Source organism: Caballeronia calidae (assembly GCF_900044055.2).
GTDB lineage: Bacteria > Pseudomonadota > Gammaproteobacteria > Burkholderiales > Burkholderiaceae > Caballeronia > Caballeronia calidae.
The window spans coordinates 29,663-46,445 of record NZ_FCOX02000046.1; the positions used below are offsets into that span (position 1 = coordinate 29,663).

Annotated in this window: 13 protein-coding genes; all 13 read right to left on the minus strand. The window is 55.1% G+C overall.

The annotated features are described in order from the left end of the window. Positions 1 to 830 precede the first annotated feature (830 nt). Positions 831 to 2,015, minus strand: a complete 1,185-nt coding sequence (locus AWB78_RS30450; protein WP_062610335.1) for a porin — start codon at positions 2,013 to 2,015, stop codon at positions 831 to 833. 233 nt (positions 2,016 to 2,248) lie between these two features. Next, the gene (locus AWB78_RS30455) at positions 2,249 to 3,430 is read right to left on the minus strand and encodes a CaiB/BaiF CoA transferase family protein (protein ID WP_062610338.1); all 1,182 of its coding nucleotides are present in this window, start codon (positions 3,428 to 3,430) and stop codon (positions 2,249 to 2,251) included. 174 nt (positions 3,431 to 3,604) lie between these two features. After that, positions 3,605 to 4,756 carry a CaiB/BaiF CoA transferase family protein gene (locus AWB78_RS30460; protein ID WP_062610340.1) on the minus strand — a complete coding sequence of 384 codons (1,152 nt, stop codon included), beginning with the start codon at positions 4,754 to 4,756 and terminating at the stop codon, positions 3,605 to 3,607. A gap of 22 nt (positions 4,757 to 4,778) precedes the next feature. After that, entirely contained in the window at positions 4,779 to 5,609 is an 831-nt protein-coding gene (locus tag AWB78_RS30465) for an enoyl-CoA hydratase (RefSeq protein WP_062610342.1), read from the minus strand. A gap of 102 nt (positions 5,610 to 5,711) precedes the next feature. Continuing rightward, positions 5,712 to 6,434, minus strand: a complete 723-nt coding sequence (locus AWB78_RS30470; RefSeq protein WP_062610344.1) for an ABC transporter ATP-binding protein — start codon at positions 6,432 to 6,434, stop codon at positions 5,712 to 5,714. Then, positions 6,424 to 7,170 (minus strand): ABC transporter ATP-binding protein, encoded by a 747-nt coding sequence (locus AWB78_RS30475; RefSeq protein WP_062610345.1) that lies wholly within the window; start codon positions 7,168 to 7,170, stop codon positions 6,424 to 6,426. Before AWB78_RS30475 ends, AWB78_RS30470 begins: the two co-directional genes overlap by 11 nt. A 16-nt stretch (positions 7,171 to 7,186) precedes the next feature. Continuing rightward, a complete protein-coding gene (locus AWB78_RS30480; RefSeq protein WP_157697674.1) occupies positions 7,187 to 8,044 on the minus strand; it encodes a branched-chain amino acid ABC transporter permease in 858 nt (285 codons plus the stop codon). 85 nt (positions 8,045 to 8,129) lie between these two features. After that, positions 8,130 to 9,005 carry a branched-chain amino acid ABC transporter permease gene (locus AWB78_RS30485; protein WP_062610347.1) on the minus strand — a complete coding sequence of 292 codons (876 nt, stop codon included), beginning with the start codon at positions 9,003 to 9,005 and terminating at the stop codon, positions 8,130 to 8,132. Positions 9,006 to 9,122: 117 nt separating this feature from the next. Then, the gene (locus AWB78_RS30490) at positions 9,123 to 10,292 is read right to left on the minus strand and encodes an ABC transporter substrate-binding protein (RefSeq protein WP_062610348.1); all 1,170 of its coding nucleotides are present in this window, start codon (positions 10,290 to 10,292) and stop codon (positions 9,123 to 9,125) included. A gap of 458 nt (positions 10,293 to 10,750) precedes the next feature. Then, positions 10,751 to 11,623, minus strand: coding sequence for an alpha/beta fold hydrolase (locus AWB78_RS30495; RefSeq protein ID WP_063959050.1), 873 nt, complete (start codon positions 11,621 to 11,623; stop codon positions 10,751 to 10,753). Positions 11,624 to 11,692: 69 nt separating this feature from the next. After that, on the minus strand, positions 11,693 to 12,430 hold the full coding sequence (locus AWB78_RS30500) for an SDR family NAD(P)-dependent oxidoreductase (RefSeq protein ID WP_062610366.1): 738 nt from the start codon (positions 12,428 to 12,430) through the stop codon (positions 11,693 to 11,695). Positions 12,431 to 12,565: 135 nt separating this feature from the next. Then, entirely contained in the window at positions 12,566 to 14,227 is a 1,662-nt protein-coding gene (locus AWB78_RS30505) for a GMC family oxidoreductase (RefSeq protein ID WP_074173567.1), read from the minus strand. Between the two features lie 30 nt (positions 14,228 to 14,257). Further along, positions 14,258 to 15,745: an aldehyde dehydrogenase gene (locus tag AWB78_RS30510; protein WP_062610351.1), complete on the minus strand. Its 1,488-nt coding sequence runs from the start codon at positions 15,743 to 15,745 to the stop codon at positions 14,258 to 14,260. Positions 15,746 to 16,783: the final 1,038 nt, after the last annotated feature.

Genomic DNA, 16,783 nt, shown 5'->3' on the forward strand with positions numbered 1-16,783 from the left:
GCCGATCGCCCGGTCTGGCAGTCCGCATCTACTAGTGGCGCTGACTCATGGCTGCTGCAACCCGTCCAAAGCCGCCCAGCTTCGCCGCAAGCCCCCGCGATGTCGGTTCATCGGTACTTTATTGCCTGGGCGACTCGTCCGGAAGATAGTAAAATCGGGATGCCGAGGTGAATCTGATTCACCAATATCGAAAGGAAACCTGACCGCCCCCTCACAACGAAGGCACGGACACCCGCGGCAACGCCGAAGGCATCACCCGACTGAAGCGAGGGAGTGCTGGAAGACTGCCAAAACAAAACGCCGTGCGCGACCCGAACGCAGAAAGCTTCCAGGACATAACCCGGCCTCCCGGCTTCCACGTGCGCCCCAACCAGGTTTTTCGGCGCATATGCGAGCCCGAGACCAGCAAGGGCACCCTCGACCATCTGGTAGGAGTTTATAAGGACGAGTTGCCCCTCAGCACCTCCCGCCGCCCCTCATATCGATCCCATGGCAGCAGCGAGTGCCTCGTAGGAAATCGCAGGTTGATGCATTCGTGTTGGAGCAAATCCTGAGGCGTCGGCACTCGTTATCTTCACTGCAGCTAGCCAGGTGAGGCGACCGTAGCGATGGTCCTATGCGGCGCAATGCGCACGGGATCTTATCCTTAGTCACTTCGTCGCCCGACCGCGCGCCAATGTCATAGCGATTGGCGACGATGTCCAACAGCCCATAGTCGTTCACATGCTCAGTCGTCGGTTCGAGATCTCGCATTATTAGGTGCGCCCCGTGGGACGCACGAAACAACCCAGTGTGCAGCGTTCAGCGCTTTTTCACCTCCAGACGATTTACTAGAATTTATGCCGGAGGGCCGCGCGAACAAGAAACTGATGATTGTTGGAAGAATCGCCCAAGTTTGCAAAGGCCGCGACGGCGGCGGCGCCTGTCGACGACGTACCGGAGGCCTTCTGCCAACCAGCACCCAAATAGACATCCGTCCTCTTCGAAAGAAAGTAGTCGATCATGGCGGCGACCTGGTGATAGTGCTGATTGCCGACAGTCGATCCACTCGCTGTCTCGACCCCTTTCCCGATTAGGTAATTGTACGCACCGCTAAGGAACAGCGACGGACTGATAGCGTATTGCGCTCCAAAATCCACGTTGTTGAAGCGTGCTGTATGATCCGCGAACCCAACGCCTAGATTCGCGTATTGGATGTTCGAACCGGATCCCATCAGCGTCAACGGTCCTAACGCATAACTAGCTGCTACGACTGCCACCTGGTACGCTGTCGCGGTGACGTATCCCTTATTTAGACTCCCGGCGAGAACAGATGCACCGTTAGCGTTATTCGTAAAAAAACCGGAGCCTGCGGTGGCCGACGTAGGGTTCTTGAAGTATTCAAAGGCGGCCGCAACCTTGAACGGACCATTTGCGTACCCGGCACCGAGCGAATAACCGCTATTCGCGGTCGTATTTCCAGGCACGCCGCCCACGCTGTACTCGCCCCCGAACGAGAACCCCCCAAGCGTGGGGCTCATGTAGCGCACGGCGTTGTTTACTCGAACAGTGTTTCCCGTATTATCAAGATCGCCTGGGTGAACAAAGATTGCCGATCCAATTCCTGCAGCGGTGATGGGCTCAGGAAAATAAAAAATCATGTCGTACTGCCGACCCAACGTCAGGCTTCCGTAGCGTCCACTGTTCAACCCTACAAACACCTGGCGCCCAAATGCTGTGCCTCCCTGTCCAGCGGCACCGTTGTTGACATTAATGCCGGACTCCATGGTGAAGACTGCCTTAAGTCCGCCGCCGAGATCCTCGCTCCCCGTAAAACCCCAGCGACTACCATTGATTCCAGACAGCGAATCAAGAGCAATCCGCTTTCCTCCGGTCGGGCCACCAACGTTGTTGGTAAACATGACCCCTTCGTCCAGGATACCATAGAGAGAAACCGAGCTTTGGGCTTGAGTTGTCGAGCTTAACAGGCAAAGCACTGTCGCGCCGATATAAATGAACTGCATTCTCTTCTTCATTATTCGATATCCTAATTAATAATAATTTACACGACATCTACGATGAAAATGATATTAAAGATGCAACCTCGTCCGGGCCGCAAACCAGCAGCGCCCGGATTACTTAATGCAGGATCGTTTTGGGCGGCGTTGTTCGTGAAGACGCTAAGAGGCCACGTCAGAAAAAGGCCGAGCGCGATTTATCGTCCTCTCCGTACCACCGCCTCGGTGATCTCGCTTGCCGTGCGATCGACTCACACCACCTTATCCCTTTTAAGTGCCTCGACCTCAGAGGTTGTCAATCCCATTTCGCTCAAGATGTCGACGGTATGCTGACCGACAGTTGGCGCAGGCATTCGTATTTGAGCCGGGGTCCCTGACATTTTGGCTGCACTCGCCAGATTTTTAATCTTTCCGGCACGAGGATGCTCTAGCTCGACTATCATGTCGCGCGCGATTACCTGAGGATCTCGGAGTGCCTGGTCGAACGTGTTGATCGGTCCGCCGGGAATTCCAGCCGCATCGAGCTTTTCGACCCAGTAACCTGTGTCCTCGTGCGTTAACACGAGTTCTATAATGCGTTCAAGTTCGTCAATGTGCGCGACTCGATCGCTAACGGTGGCGAACCGTGTGTCTTCAATCCATGTTGGCCTATCCACCACCTGCTTGCAGAATTTCTCCCACAGCTTCTGATTGCTGGCCCCGACGACCACGTAACCATCCCTTGTCTTGTAGGCTTGATACGGGGCCGCCAACAAGTTCTGGGTTCCCGCCACCTTCGGGACCACCCCGTTGACGAAATAGGCGGCGGCCTCAACTGGAACGAGCGACAGGCCTGAATCGACTAAAGAAATATCGAGATATTGCCCCGCTCCACCCTGCAGCTTGTGAATATAGGCACAGAGGATCGAATATAAGGCGGTTAGACTGGCGCCGATATCATGGAACGAAACCGGAATCTTGACAGGACGATCTCCTGATGGACTGTTGACGTCCATCAAGCCAGTCATTCCCTGAGCCAGGATATCGAAGCCTCCCTTAGTCCTGCATGGGCCAGTTTGCCCGTAACCCGAGATTGAACAATAGATGATTCCAGGGTTAACCTGCCTCACTGCCTCGTAGTCGATTCCGAGAGACTTGGCTATCCCTGGACGAAAGTTTTCTACAAGCACATCGGATTTCTGCACAAGCTCGAAAAGGATTGACTTCCCCTGCTCTGATTTGAGGTTGAGCGTAATGCTTCGTTTATTCCTATTAATCGCCATGAATGGCGCGCTTTCGTCGTTGACGAATGGACTCAATCGTCGCTGATCGTCACCTTGCAACTTTTCTACTTTGACTACGTCCGCTCCAAAATCACCAAGAAGCATGGTGCAGTATGGACCAGATAGGTATTGAGTCAGATCAAGGACTCGCATTCCGTTGAGCGACGACATCTGTACTCTCCTCCGATTTGGTATGGGGCGAGCTGTCGCGTCACCTAGAGTGTATAGATAGCGACAACCGCAAACGGCTCACATGGTAAGCAAGGTCCTATACACCGGCCGCAGAGCTGCATAGCGAGGAGGCCGGTCCACGTTGAAGCGCTCGTTTGAGAACAAGCGGATGGGTTAGCTGCTTCTGGTTCGCTCCAGTGTCTGGCGAATTTCGCCGGCATGCTGATCGAGCATTGGTGCCGGCATGCGTATGCTCCCAGGCGTGTCGCTCAGTTTCACAGATACACCCAAGGTCTTCGTCGGTCCCAATTTTGGATGAGACACGGTTTCGACCATCCCGCGGTGGACGACCTGCGGATGATTGAACAACTGATCGTGGTTCAGCACGGGGGCGCATGGAACGCCAATTTGGTCAAGACCGTTCACCCAATAGTGCACGGGATGTTGCACTGTCGCGGCAGATAGCAAGCGCACGAGTTCGTCATTGTGTGCTACGCGATCATGCAGTTCAATGAACCTCGGGTCTTCGATCAATTGAGGAAGTTCCGCGAAACGACAGAACGCTTCGAAAAAGTGCTGCAACCCTGCTCCGACGGTTACATAGCCATCAGAGCAGGGAAAGACTTGATACGGTGCCACCCCGCGGTGCGCCTGTCCAAGGCGGGGCGGGTTAGTGCCCGTGGTAAAGTAGTGTGCTGCCTCGTAGAGTTGCAAACTGATGCCGGCTTCTAGCAAAGAGGTCTCCACGTGTTGTCCACGCCCGGTGCGGTGCCGTGCTTCCACAGCAGCAAGAAGTCCGATGGTTAGGTTTAGTCCGGCCGCGATATCGCAGATGGGAATCGGTAACCGATGGGGCTGACCGTCGCGCGGTCCTGTTATGTTCATAAGGCCCGACATGCCCTGCGCCATCAAATCAAAACCGCCGCGTGCCGCATCCGGTCCCGTTTGCCCATAGCCAGAGATTGATCCGTAGATCAAACGCGGAAAACGCCCGTTGAGTTGTTCCCAACTCATCCCCAGACGCGCAGCTACGCCCGGCCGAAAGCTTTGCAAAAAGATGTCGGCATCCGCGGCCAATTTCATCAGAGTGTCGAAATCTGACGGCTTCTTTAGATCTAGTGCGATGCTGCGTTTATTGCGATTCCATATCATAAAGGCCGCGCTTTCGCCTTCTACGATAGGCGGCACGCTACGCGCACCTTCACCCGTCAGAGGTTCGACCTTGATAACGTCAGCCCCATGATCGGCAAGGTTCATCGCGCACAGAGGTCCCGCGATATTCTGTGCCACCTCAATGACTCTCAGTCCGTCCAAGGCACCTGGCATACTGCCTCCATTTTCTTTGTCTTCAGCGACCCTGAAAGACCGGATCGCGCTTTTCCGCAAACGCGCGTCGGCCCTCTGCGTAGTCTTCGCTTTCCAAGCAAGCGCGCTCCCGCTCGTTACACCGAGCGATATCGCGGATCGGTGCATCGCTAACGGCAGTTTCAATCGCCTGTTTTGCTGCCTGGACCGTAAGCGGCGCGTTACGTGCGATGCGCAGAGCGGTCTCTCCCACTGTCTCGCGCAACTCGCTCGTGCGTATCACCTCGTTGACCAGTCCCATCCGCAGTGCCTTGTTTGCGTCATAACGGTCGGCCGTAAAAATAATCTCCTTCGCCTTTGACGGTCCGACGACTTCGGTGAGGCGCTTGGCAAGGCAATAGTAATAGGCCAGGCCTAGTCGCGCCGCCGGAATTCCGAAGGAAGCGCTCTCCCCTACGATACGAAGATCACACGCCAGCGCGATTGCAGCGCCCGCTCCGAGACAGTAGCCGGAAATCATTGCTATGGTGGGCTTCGAGAATTCCTGCAGTGCCCGAAGAGTAGGTAAAGCTACGTCAGCGTCAGCGCTTGTCGTGGACTTATCGTTCCCTTGTTTCTCCGCCACGTCCGCGCCGGAGCAGAATGCTTTTTCACCACGCCCGTATATGACGACGCAACGAATATTGTCGTCGTCGCGCAGGCGATCTAGCTCGTTCTTTAGCGTTCTCCACATTGCGAGAGAAATCGCATTACGCTTCCGAACATTATCGAGTTCTATCCAACCTACGCCGCCATTTATATCGACCCTAACGCGACCCGGCCGGTCATCGTCCAAGATCAATTTCGATTTTGCGCCATCCATTTGAATCTCCATTGTCGGTCTCGTTCCATTTTCATGCTGGCACCAAGGAGTTGTTGCTGGCGCGTCGAACAGGTAAAGACCGCTACGCTTAACTAAAATCGAAGCTATAGGTCTTTAGATTCCTAAGTAAGCCTTTTGAATCTGCTCGCTCTGGGCAAGCGTCTTCGCATCCCCTTGCGCAATGACACGGCCACCCTCCAACACGTATGCGCGGTGGGCAATCTCCAGCGCCACCTCAGCATTCTGCTCGACTACGAGAATGTCGACCCCGCTATTGGCAATCTCCAACAATAGAGCAGATATCCGGTCGACAATCACGGGTGCTAGTCCAATCGTTGGCTCATCGAGCAACAAGACCCGAGGATTGCTCATCAGCGCTCGGGCGACAGCGACCATCTGCTGCTGTCCACCGCTGAACTTCCCTGCCAAAGTGGTGAGCCGAGGCTTAAGCTCTGGAAACAATGAGAGCACTCGCTCCATGTCTCTGCGCACACCCGATCGATCGCTTCGCGTATAGGCGCCCAACTCGAGATTCTCTTTCAACGTCATCTCACTGAAGAGCCGGCGTCCCTCGGGCACAACGGACAGGCCTCGTTTCACGAGCGCATCCGCGTTGTAGCCAGTTACATCCTCCCCAAACAGTTTCACTCTTCCGGCGTTCGGCTTGAGAATGCCAGAAACGCTTTTTATGACGGTTGACTTCCCGGCGCCGTTCGCGCCGACCATCGTAACGACCTCGCCTCGCCGTATCTCCATCGACACATCCATTATGGCGGGCACTTCTCCGTAGAAGGTGCTGAGGCCTTCAACCTTTAGCGACGGAGCTTTATTTTCCATGGCGAGAGCCCAGATAGGCAGCAATGACCTTCTCATTCAAACGAATCTGGCTTGGGGAGCCGGTCGCGAGCTGTTGACCATGGTGTAGCACAACAATTCGGTCGCAGAGGGCCATGACTGCTTTCATGTTGTGCTCAACCAGCAGGATGGTGCAGCCGAAACGTTCGCGGATCGTCCGCAGTGCGTTCAATGTTGACGCCACCTCTGTCTCGTTCAGGCCGGTCAACGGTTCGTCAAGGCAAAGCAGGCGTGGCCTAGTGGCCAGCGCAAGCGCAATGCTCACTAGTCGCTGAATACCATGCGGCAGCGAGCCAGCGACCCTGTCCAGATGAGAGGTCAGTCCAAGTATGTCTGCGGATTCTGCGACACGTTGCTGACGCTGAGCGCTGGATGCCCCAGACAACCAGTGAATTGTGCCCAGCAGGATATTGTCCCGTACGGTCATGCTTCGCATATAGCTACCATGTTGAAAGGTCCGTACCAACCCCATGCGACTGATTTCAGTGGGTGACTTGCGCGTACAATCTTTTCCGAATATTTCAAGTCTGCCACTGGACGGCTTTAAAAAGCCACTGATAAGGTTGAACGTAGTACTCTTTCCAGCTCCATTAGGGCCGATGAGACCGAGAATTTCTCCCTCGCATACTGTCAAATTAAGGTCCGCCACTGCCACGAGACCGGCGAACCGGCGGGTCACGTTAGTCGTCTGCAGCAAGACTGCATTCCCTTCGGCCATGCTCGTTTCTCCCGGATTAGAATGTGACGATCTTTGTGCGCTTACCAGTCCTTTTCCGACTGGCCGGGAGCCATCTCTTCCACGAAACCCCGACGAGTCCCTTTGGCATCAACAACATGGCCAGTACGATTGCACCACCATAGACAAAATGTTCACCTGCTCCCAAGCCGAGGGCGAAGCTGCTTAAAAGTACCAACACAATCGCGCCTACCACGCTTCCGAACAAGGACGACTCGCCGCCGATCTTGACGTAAGCGAGGCCATAAGCCGCCAGAAGGAAACTGAAATCGCCCGGACTGATTACATTGTTCACGAACGCCTGGAGACTACCTGCGACCCCTGCGCACAAAGATGCAAGGACAAAACAAGCAACCTTCGACATTAGTACGTTGAGGCCGACGGTGCTGACGATATCCTCGTTATCGCGGATCGCCACAAGTACCTTTCCGAAATCAGATTTTTCGACAACATAGAGCACGAACAGGAGCAGCAATACAACCGCCACCACAAAGGTCGGTAACCAGTGGTCGAGCCACCGGGGGGGGAAGATACCCGCCATACCGGACACTCCACCGACGACATCGGCTTTTGATAAGCCGATCCGGACCGCTTCTGCGAAGGCAAAGCTGATCAGCATGAAGTAGGGGCCTTTCGCTCTCAGTGTCACCAGGCCAAACGGGAAGCTCACGAGCGCGACGATGACCGGGCCGATAAGCATCGCTACAATGAACGGCCATTGAAAGATCGTCGTAGCCACGCCGGCGCCATATGCGCCGACGGCCATGAAGGCGGCCGTGGCGAAACTTACTTCCCCTATGAGCATGACGAACCGCATGCTTGCGGCCGTCAGGGCCGCGATCGCGATAAGGTTCACGAGACTCGCCGTGTACGGCGTTCTGAAAAGGAACGTCGCCAGAATAGCTAAGACGGCACCTACGATCCACCGTCCTCCAAAAATTTTAGGCGTGTGCAAGGAGCCCCCTCGGTCTGAAAAGCAAAACGACAATGACAATCAAAAACATCGCAATGGTTGCAGTCGACGCATCAAAGTAAAATCCGCCGACCGCTTCAATGAATGCAATAAGAATTGATCCGACGATTGCACCGGGAATACTTCCCAGTCCTCCGACGACCACCGCGACGAACGTTTTCATTAGGTAATCCGAACCGATGAACGGCGTGACGATCGTAACCGGCGCGATCAACACTCCTGCCACTGCGGCCATAAGCGCGGCTAGCAGGAAGCCAATCAAAGCGATGCGTCCGTAGGGAATCCCCTGCAACAGGGCGGCTTCGCGATCAGAAGCCACCGCGCGTAAGGCGAGCCCGAGCTTCGTCGATCTAAGGACCGTGAACAATATTCCGGTCATAACCGCGGAGGCGAGACATAGCATGAGCCTTTGAGTCGTGATTACCGCAGAGAAGATTTTCACATTGCCTTCGATGATTTGAGGCACGGCGTGCACGTTGCCACCAAAAGACGCTAGAAACGTACCATCAAGAAGGAGAGCCATTCCCATGGTGAGGATGAAAGCACCTTCCATATCACGAAGGAATTTTGACACTCCAAACCGAAACACAATGGCTGCCAGCGCTAAAGAGGCGACAACCCCAACGACAGCAGATAACAAAAAAGCCACAAATACGCCACATCCAAACGCTTCCATCTTTGGAACAAGAACTGGAATCATCAGCGCAGCCAGAGCGAAAAAGTGCCCGTGCACAAAATTCACAATGCGCATTACACCGAAGATAAGCGTTAGCCCAAGTGAAAACAAAATGTACACTGCGCCGATTTGTAGCGTTGTGATTAACAACTGCAGAGCAGTCTGCACGATGTTTGCCTCCTTTTGATGACGCGATCGAAAACTTGTTGCCCCAGTGGTCCATTGTCTGCGCCGTTACAGCTCGGCATCATGACGTGTAGGGCCGCTTCGAAATGGTGGAAATCGTCAGGGCCTCGGAAGCACCTTTGCTCGCTCGACGACCTTTGCGTTCACGATTTGAGTAATGTAGACAGGGAGCATAGGTTGGACATTTGATCCGTAGATATCTTTTCCGCCGAAACCGATGTCGTCTCCGAAAAAGCTGTTAAATTTAACTTTCGGCATAACAGCGGCGATGGCAGTGGGCTCGAGGCTTTGCGCGTACTCGGCGCCAGCCTTCAGCATGTGGACAGCGTCGTAGCAGGGAATGCTGGCCAAACCCAGCGACTCGCCCGAGACAGGAACCTGCCCAGCGTTCAACCTACGTTGTAGAGGGGTGGCATTGGGACCGTCGAACGTGAGTGCCGCACCCATATATACACCCTCAGCCGCAGGCCCTCCTGTTGCAATTAGACCTTCGGCAGCAGTGCTAGCGGTTGCGACCTTTACCCCTTTCCAGCCAAGCACAGAAAGCTCCTTGAAGATCTGGCCGGCGTCAGGCGGTAATGCTGAGCCCAATTCCACGACGTCAGGTTTCAAAGAGGCCAGACGCTGCGCGATGGGTTGAAATTCCGTCGTACCGCGTTCGTAGAAGTCGGAAGTCACTACTCTGAGTCCTGCCTTCTCCCACATTGGACGCAATGCCTGCTCCGATTCTCGACCGGTGGAGTCGCTCACGTTAAGCATCGCAACGGTCTTGGCGGCCGGGTATGTGCTCGTAATGAACTTAATCATCGCCGGACCGACCTCGAAAGGGGTTACGATATCCGAGAAGGTCAACGGGTATTTTGGCCCCTTCGAGCCTTTGGCCCAGCCTTGGCTAAAGAGCAATACTTCTTGGCGCTCCGTTAGAGACTGTGCTGCGGCGATGGGTGCGCTTCCAACGGCGCACATGTATTTGACGCCATCACGGTTAACCAGGGTTTGGGCAACCTTCGCACCTTCCGCAGCTGTATATTTGTTGTCGTAGGCGATGCATTCTACATTGTAGGCTTTGCCTTTAACCTTAATGCCACCCGCGTTCTTGATCTCCGCCGCAGCTTGTTGGCACATGTATAGCGATGCTTTACCGAACGGAGCGCCTGCTCCAGACAGCGGGACCGAGAGCCCAAACTTGATCGTTTCACCAGCGCTAACTGAAGTCGCAGAAACCACAGACGCAGTGGCCAAAGCGCTAAGAAAGATAATGGTTTTCATATGCCTGTCTCCATGCGCGGCTTCCGCGCTATGTTATGTGCCTTCTGACGCAGCTTGGAAGGTGGATCGCACTGCGCGATTCTTCAAGCTTCTGAGCGCGCCACTTTATTAGTTATTCTAATCATACTGCCGTGTCTTTCGATCTACTACGAGGCGGTAAGGCTAAGGATCTTTGCACCGCGCGCAAACCCACGTTTATTGCTACATTAGGTTAATTACTACATTCTGCAGTCATTCGATTTGACAAAAATCCTATAGGGATATCCGCCCACTTCGGCTAATTCATAGGGGAGACGTCTGCTTAAAGCGTCGCGGTAAGCGACCGCACAATAAGGCTCACCCTCATACGGAGTTCAAGGAAATGACTCCGGGCGAGTTTGCCCGATAACAAGGCCTACCCGTCCCGGCTGACGCCTCATGAATGCCGGATATAAAGGTCGCAAACGCTGGTTAGCGTTCTATCTCTCCATAACTCGAACCACAGTTTTGGCAAGACTGCGGGGATCCCGATCCGTCCATGCTCCTTGTTGCACCGCATAGATGAAGTCCTGCACCGCCCTATTGAACAGTCCGGGCTCTTCGAGATTGATTGCGTGCCCTGTCTTTGGACAAATCCACAGGCCGGAGCGGGGGATCGTTCGCTTCAAAAACAAAGCAGGTGGAATGCAAGGCGTGTCCTCGTCGCCGACCGCAATCAATGTGGGAATTTTCGTGCCGTGCAGCATCGCCTCGAAATCGTAGATCGGCGGCCGCGTCGCGTGGCAAAACTCCATGAGGTCAGCCGCTCCGTGCGGGTCAAGGTCGGACAGATGCATCAAAAACTCGTTCCAACCGCGGACGTCTTTGTTCTGGAGCTGCACCCGATGTGAGCTGTCAACCACCTGATCGACGAACGCCTTTATTCCCTGGCTCCGCACTGCCCTAGCGACTGCCCGGGTTGCAGTCCTGAATTGGGTGATGTCGTCCGAACCCGTCCCCAAGCCGGCCAGCACCATGCCGCATACGCGCTCTGGATGAGCTAAACCGAAGTGCATTGCAAAATAGGCGCCCATGCTGAGTCCGACAATAAAGGCTTGATCAACGCCTGCGGCATCCATAACGTGGCCAATGTCGGTCGCCAGTGTTCGGAAGTCGGCGGGCTCTGCTGACCGCTCCGACGGCGCGTAACCTCTCGAGTTATAAGTGATGCATTTGTGGAAACGCGAGAACCAGCGGACCTGCGGCTCCCAGCTACGTTGGTCCGCAGCGGTCTCGTGGACAAATACAATCGGCGTGCCGGTTCCGGTAGCTTCGAATGAAAGGCGCGCCCCAGGTGCTTCGGCTAAAGGCATGGATGTTCTCTAAATGGGAACGGAAGTCGGATGGTGATCATAAAGCTTGTAATTGCTAAGCTAAATGCATTAGCGCATGGTTATGCCACTATCTACAGCCATCACTTGACCCGTAACGGATCGAGACTCGTCCGACGCTAGATAGACCGCCATATGCGCAATATCCATTGGGTCTACTAGCCCGAGAAGATGTCGGTCCGCAATGCGTTGCATTGACTCGTTGCCAACGAGAAATCCTTCAATTCGAGGCGTGCGGGTGATGCCGGGCGCGATCGCGTTCACTCTAACTCGGTGCGACGCAAATTCAAGGGCCATTGATCGGGTGAGCGCCACGACCCCGCCCTTAGCGGCTGTGTAGCAGTCTTTCCCCAGTACCGGTGTAAGCGCCACCATGGACGCCATATTTATTACACTGCCTCCGCCCGCCCTAATGAGATGGGGCAGACCGTATTTGCAAACCGTGAACGTCCCGTAAAGGTCAAGACGAATAGCCCGCCAGAATTCGTCGTCAGACGCATCGGTCACCGGGCCGTCGGCCGCTGTTGAGCCACCGGCAACATTGCAAAGTATATCTACCCGGCCATATTCGCATACCGCTCGCTCCAAAGCGGCAGAGACACTGGAAGCTGCGGTTACGTCACATTGCACTGGCAACGCTGCTGTTCCGTTGGTCGCAGACTGCGCCGCATCCAAGGTAAGGTCAGCCGCAAGTACTGAAGCACCCTCCGCCACGAATCTTCGACAAATTTGTTGCCCGATACCGCCACCCGCGCCTGTTACAAATGCGACACGACCGTTCAAACGCATACCATCCTCCCCTAGCAAGAGGCCCTTCGGACCCTTGCGTAACATGCGAACCACCCCGCCCTATTGCTGAGCCTTTCAACTCCTTGATGGTCCGTTGCAAGCACGTGCTAATTGTGCAGGCAATCCACCGCGACCTTAAGCGCTCGCAACAAGGGTCTCGGACCTCCTGCCTTCTTGCTCGCCCTTAGTGAACTGACGCGCCAATTTCTCACCAATCATCATGCAAGCGGCATTGATGTTGCCGCTGATAAGATGCGGCATGACCGACGCGTCTGCAATCCAAAGGTTTTCCACACCTCGGACCTTTAAGTCCGGCGTCACAACTGCATCATCGTCGATACCCATGCGGCATGTACCAGCCGGGTGGTAGGCTAAACCTGTACGATTTCTCACATACGCGCCCAGAGCTTCGTTAGAAATGGATAGCGCTCCCGGCTCGACCTCCTCCACAATCATTTCAGCCAGCGGAGCATTGCTGACAATCCGACGCAGAATTCCGATGCCTCGAACCAGTGTTTCGACGTCGCGATCGTCGGATAGCAGATTTGGTTCGATTAAGGGAACAGCCTTCACGTCCGAACTCGCAAGGCGAATTTGCCCGCGGCTCAACGGATAGCTCTTGTTTATGGACACAGAGAACGATGGATACTGAAGGACTTTAAGCCCCTTGTAGAAACTCGGATCATCAGAGTAGACGACACCGGCGACCCCAAAGTGCATTTGGACGTCCGGCTCGGATTCTTCTGGCGAGGTTCTGAGAAAGGCCTGCGCCTCAGTTAAAGTTGCAATCGGTCCCTGTCCGGTCGAAAGATATTTCGCTAAGAATCTGCCTTTCTGCCATATTCCATGGGACGGGCTGTAGCTCGGCGCCTTGACTCGGAACGTCGGTCTGATAAGCGGATGCTCCATTAAGTTACGGCCCACCGATGGAAGATCCAGTACTACATCAATGCCCAGTGCTTTAAGACTCTCAGCGTCACCAATGCCCGACAACATCAGAAGTTGCGGCGTATTTATGGCGCCGCCGCACAAGATTACCTTAGCTGCGCTGGCCTCAAGCATCACACCGTCCCATTCGAAGCTGACACCTGTCACACGCCCTTTTTCTATGTTCAGCTTGTGAACCAAGGCCTCGGTTATTAGATGCAGGTTTTTACGTTGCAACGCCGGCTTCAAGAACGCATCCGCGGAACTCCAGCGCATTCCACGGCGCTGGTTGAATTGACCATATCCGACCCCTTCTTGCTGCGCGCCGTTGTAGTCCGGTGTCCGATCGAATCCTGCCGCCTGCGCTGCTTGCAGAAACGCTTCCGTTAGCGGATGACAGTGGCGCACTTCACGTACAGACAACGGGCCGGACGCGCCACGAATTGAATAATCCGGCGAGGTAGCATAACCCGGTTCACAGCGCTCGATGATCCTGAACAAAGGCATAACGTCGTCCGCAGACCAGCCATAATTACCCATTGCAGCCCACCGATCATAGTCCGCGCGCGTTCCTCGCACATAATTCATGCCATTTACGCTTCCGCTGCCACCAACCACGCGGCCTCTTCGCCAGTGGTCTGTTCGCATGTTGCGAGTGGGATCTGGCTGTGACCAGTATCCCCATTCGAATCGCGACATATCGAAGTAGTAGCTAAGTCCAAAAGGCTTCATCAACGCCACGTCACGTGGACCCGCCTCCAGAACAAGAACTCGACGGGAGGAATCTTCGCTGAGACGGCCAGCCAATACGCAGCCCGCGCTCCCTGCGCCAACAACGATGTAATCGAAAGAATTCAGATCGGGGAGCACTTCACTTTTCCAATGAGACATAGCGCTTGACTACCGCTGCACGAAGGGGTTGGATGGCGCGCCAGCAGCCGTCGATATCATCACCGTCTTGGTCTCAAGATATTCTCGAACGGCGTCGATTCCGTACTCCCGACCCAAGCCCGACTGCTTCATCCCGCCAATCGGCGCGATCACGCTGTATGCCCGGTATGTATTGACCCAAACCAACCCGGAATGAATCGCCTTTGACATACGAACGGCCCGGCCGATGTCGCGCGTCCATACGCCTGCCGCCAGACCATAGATCACATCGTTGCCGATTTCGATGGCGTCCTTCTCTGTTTCGAATCCGATGATGGACAGAATTGGACCGAATACTTCTTCCTGCGCAATGCGCATCTTGTTGGACACATCTGTGAAGATAGTAGGCTCGACGAATTGCCCACCATTTAAGCGTGGACCGGACGCCGGATTCCCCCCGAGGATGCACCGAGCGCCCTCTTGCTTTGCCAACTCGATGTAATGCAGTACCTTTTCGTACTGAGGCTTGGTTGCGATCGGTCCGATGTTGGTATCCGCTCGCTTTGGATCGCCTAGCTTAAGGTCTTTGGCGATCGAAAGAAGACGATCCGTGAACGCCTCGCGAATTGAATTTTGAACAAGCAACCGAGATCCGGCGGTGCACATCTGTCCAGCGGCAGCAAAAATGCCAGAGACCACGCCAATGCACGCCGCGTCAAGATCCGCATCCTCGAATACTATATTCGGCGACTTTCCGCCCAGTTCCATCGCCACTCGTTTTAGCGAGCGCGCTGCCGCCTGGTAGATATTTGCGCCTGTCTTGTCTGAGCCGGTGAAAGCTATCATTGCCACATCCCGGTGCTCTACCAATGCCGGGCCTATTTCCTGTCCTGTCCCTGTCACGACGTTGATAACGCCATCTGGTAGCCCTGCCTCTTTCGTCAGCGCAGCGAGCTCAAGTGAACTGACTGACGCAAACTCAGAGGGCTTGAGCACAACGGCGCAACCGGCGGCGAGGGCTGGGGCACACTTCGCCGCAAAGAACGTCAACGGTGTATTCCAAGACGTTAAAGCTGCAACGACACCAACAGGCTCTTTGTATGTCATTGCCAGCATGTCCGGTTTGTCGATAGGTAGTACGGCGCCTTCGATTTTGTCGGCAAGTCCAGCGAAGTAATACCAGTGCTCCGGAAGATATTTTAGCTGCCCCTGCATCTCCGCCAAGATCTTACCGTTGTCACGCGTCTCAATCTCCGCGAGACGCTGTGCGTGGCGTGGATCGGCAAGTAAATCACCAATGCGGCGCAACACCTGTCCACGCTGCGTAGCGGTCATTCGACTCCATGGACCCTCATACATCGCGTGCCGCGCTGCCGAAACTGCGAGATCAACGTCGTCACTCGTGCCTCGTGCAATCCGAGCCCACGGCTTTCCTTCATACGGATCAAACGTCTCAAGCCATTCGCCCTTCGCCGGGGGCACCGAAGCGCCGTTGATCCAATGTTGATAATCGTTCATTCTGAAGTTCTCAAGAGAATCATTGAGTTCAACCGCGCGATGGTATTCGCGCGGTTGGGACCGGGAACAAAATCAAAATACGACTAGAGTCACGTTTCCGATCTCCTGCGAATACGTTCTTAGTCGTATGGATGCGTAGGGAGCTTTCGCCCGTTCCACCAAATATAAAAGACCTCCATTCCAATTGCGCGACTCAGCACGACAGAATGGATGGTCTGGTTGCGCCAACGCAAGCCGCAGCCTGCGGTACGTCTCGCGGGTCGAGTTCAGCGGCCTCTACGTCGCTGGATAGTCGCCAGGGCTGAGCCGCTAGTGGAAGCGTTCGTCGTGCTTCTTATACGCGGCAAGACGGCTCGAGGCAGTGAGTTCACCGCAGCCGAACTCATCGACGTGGTGCTCGACCGGAATTGTTCTTTTGGGTCTGGACCGAAGGCGACGTCCTGATTTCCTCTCCGCAGAGCAGGTGCGACCGTACGGGAAAATCGCGAAGGCCATCAGAGGGGCCGGCGAGACGAGTCGCTGACGGACGCTAGTGCAAAAGCAGCACGAAGAACTGGCGGCTGCGCAACAATCTGCTGGAAAGTCGGCAACTGAACCGGGCACGCCCTTCTAACTGTCGTTTTGGAAGCTAAGGGCTGCCCTTGAACGATTGAAAACAACTGAGAGGAATTACCGCTGTGGTTGGTGCCGGCAACATACCCGCGCCACCGTCAGCGGCTTGCCGCCGACACCAACGGATCCGGAAAACTGCGACGGCTTGTCACTATGCCGATGAGACGATAGTGCACTGCCCGTATCGAGGGCATCAACGCCGACGACGACGGAATGATGTCTTCCTCGGAAAGGCAAGCGCTGGGCAACTCACGACTTGACCCTTTCGGCGTCTTGTAAGCACTCCGCTGGCAGTCGAACGCGCTTCGTCGCGGGGGATTGACGACGAGAAGCCGTTCGCGCCATCAGCACTGCCCGCTGTGCTCAACGTTGGCCCGAACATGGTCAAAGTGGAGCTACTTGGACTACATGCGTCTATCGGCACGA

Coding starts and splice junctions, on each gene's coding strand:
- AWB78_RS30450 (WP_062610335.1), bottom strand. CDS start 2,015: ATGAAGAAGAGAATGCAGTTCATTTATATCGGCGCGACAGTGCTTTGC.
- AWB78_RS30455 (WP_062610338.1), bottom strand. CDS start 3,430: ATGTCGTCGCTCAACGGAATGCGAGTCCTTGATCTGACTCAATACCTA.
- AWB78_RS30460 (WP_062610340.1), bottom strand. CDS start 4,756: ATGCCAGGTGCCTTGGACGGACTGAGAGTCATTGAGGTGGCACAGAAT.
- AWB78_RS30465 (WP_062610342.1), bottom strand. CDS start 5,609: ATGGAGATTCAAATGGATGGCGCAAAATCGAAATTGATCTTGGACGAT.
- AWB78_RS30470 (WP_062610344.1), bottom strand. CDS start 6,434: ATGGAAAATAAAGCTCCGTCGCTAAAGGTTGAAGGCCTCAGCACCTTC.
- AWB78_RS30475 (WP_062610345.1), bottom strand. CDS start 7,170: ATGGCCGAAGGGAATGCAGTCTTGCTGCAGACGACTAACGTGACCCGC.
- AWB78_RS30490 (WP_062610348.1), bottom strand. CDS start 10,292: ATGAAAACCATTATCTTTCTTAGCGCTTTGGCCACTGCGTCTGTGGTT.
- AWB78_RS30495 (WP_063959050.1), bottom strand. CDS start 11,623: ATGCCTTTAGCCGAAGCACCTGGGGCGCGCCTTTCATTCGAAGCTACC.
- AWB78_RS30500 (WP_062610366.1), bottom strand. CDS start 12,430: ATGCGTTTGAACGGTCGTGTCGCATTTGTAACAGGCGCGGGTGGCGGT.
- AWB78_RS30510 (WP_062610351.1), bottom strand. CDS start 15,745: ATGAACGATTATCAACATTGGATCAACGGCGCTTCGGTGCCCCCGGCG.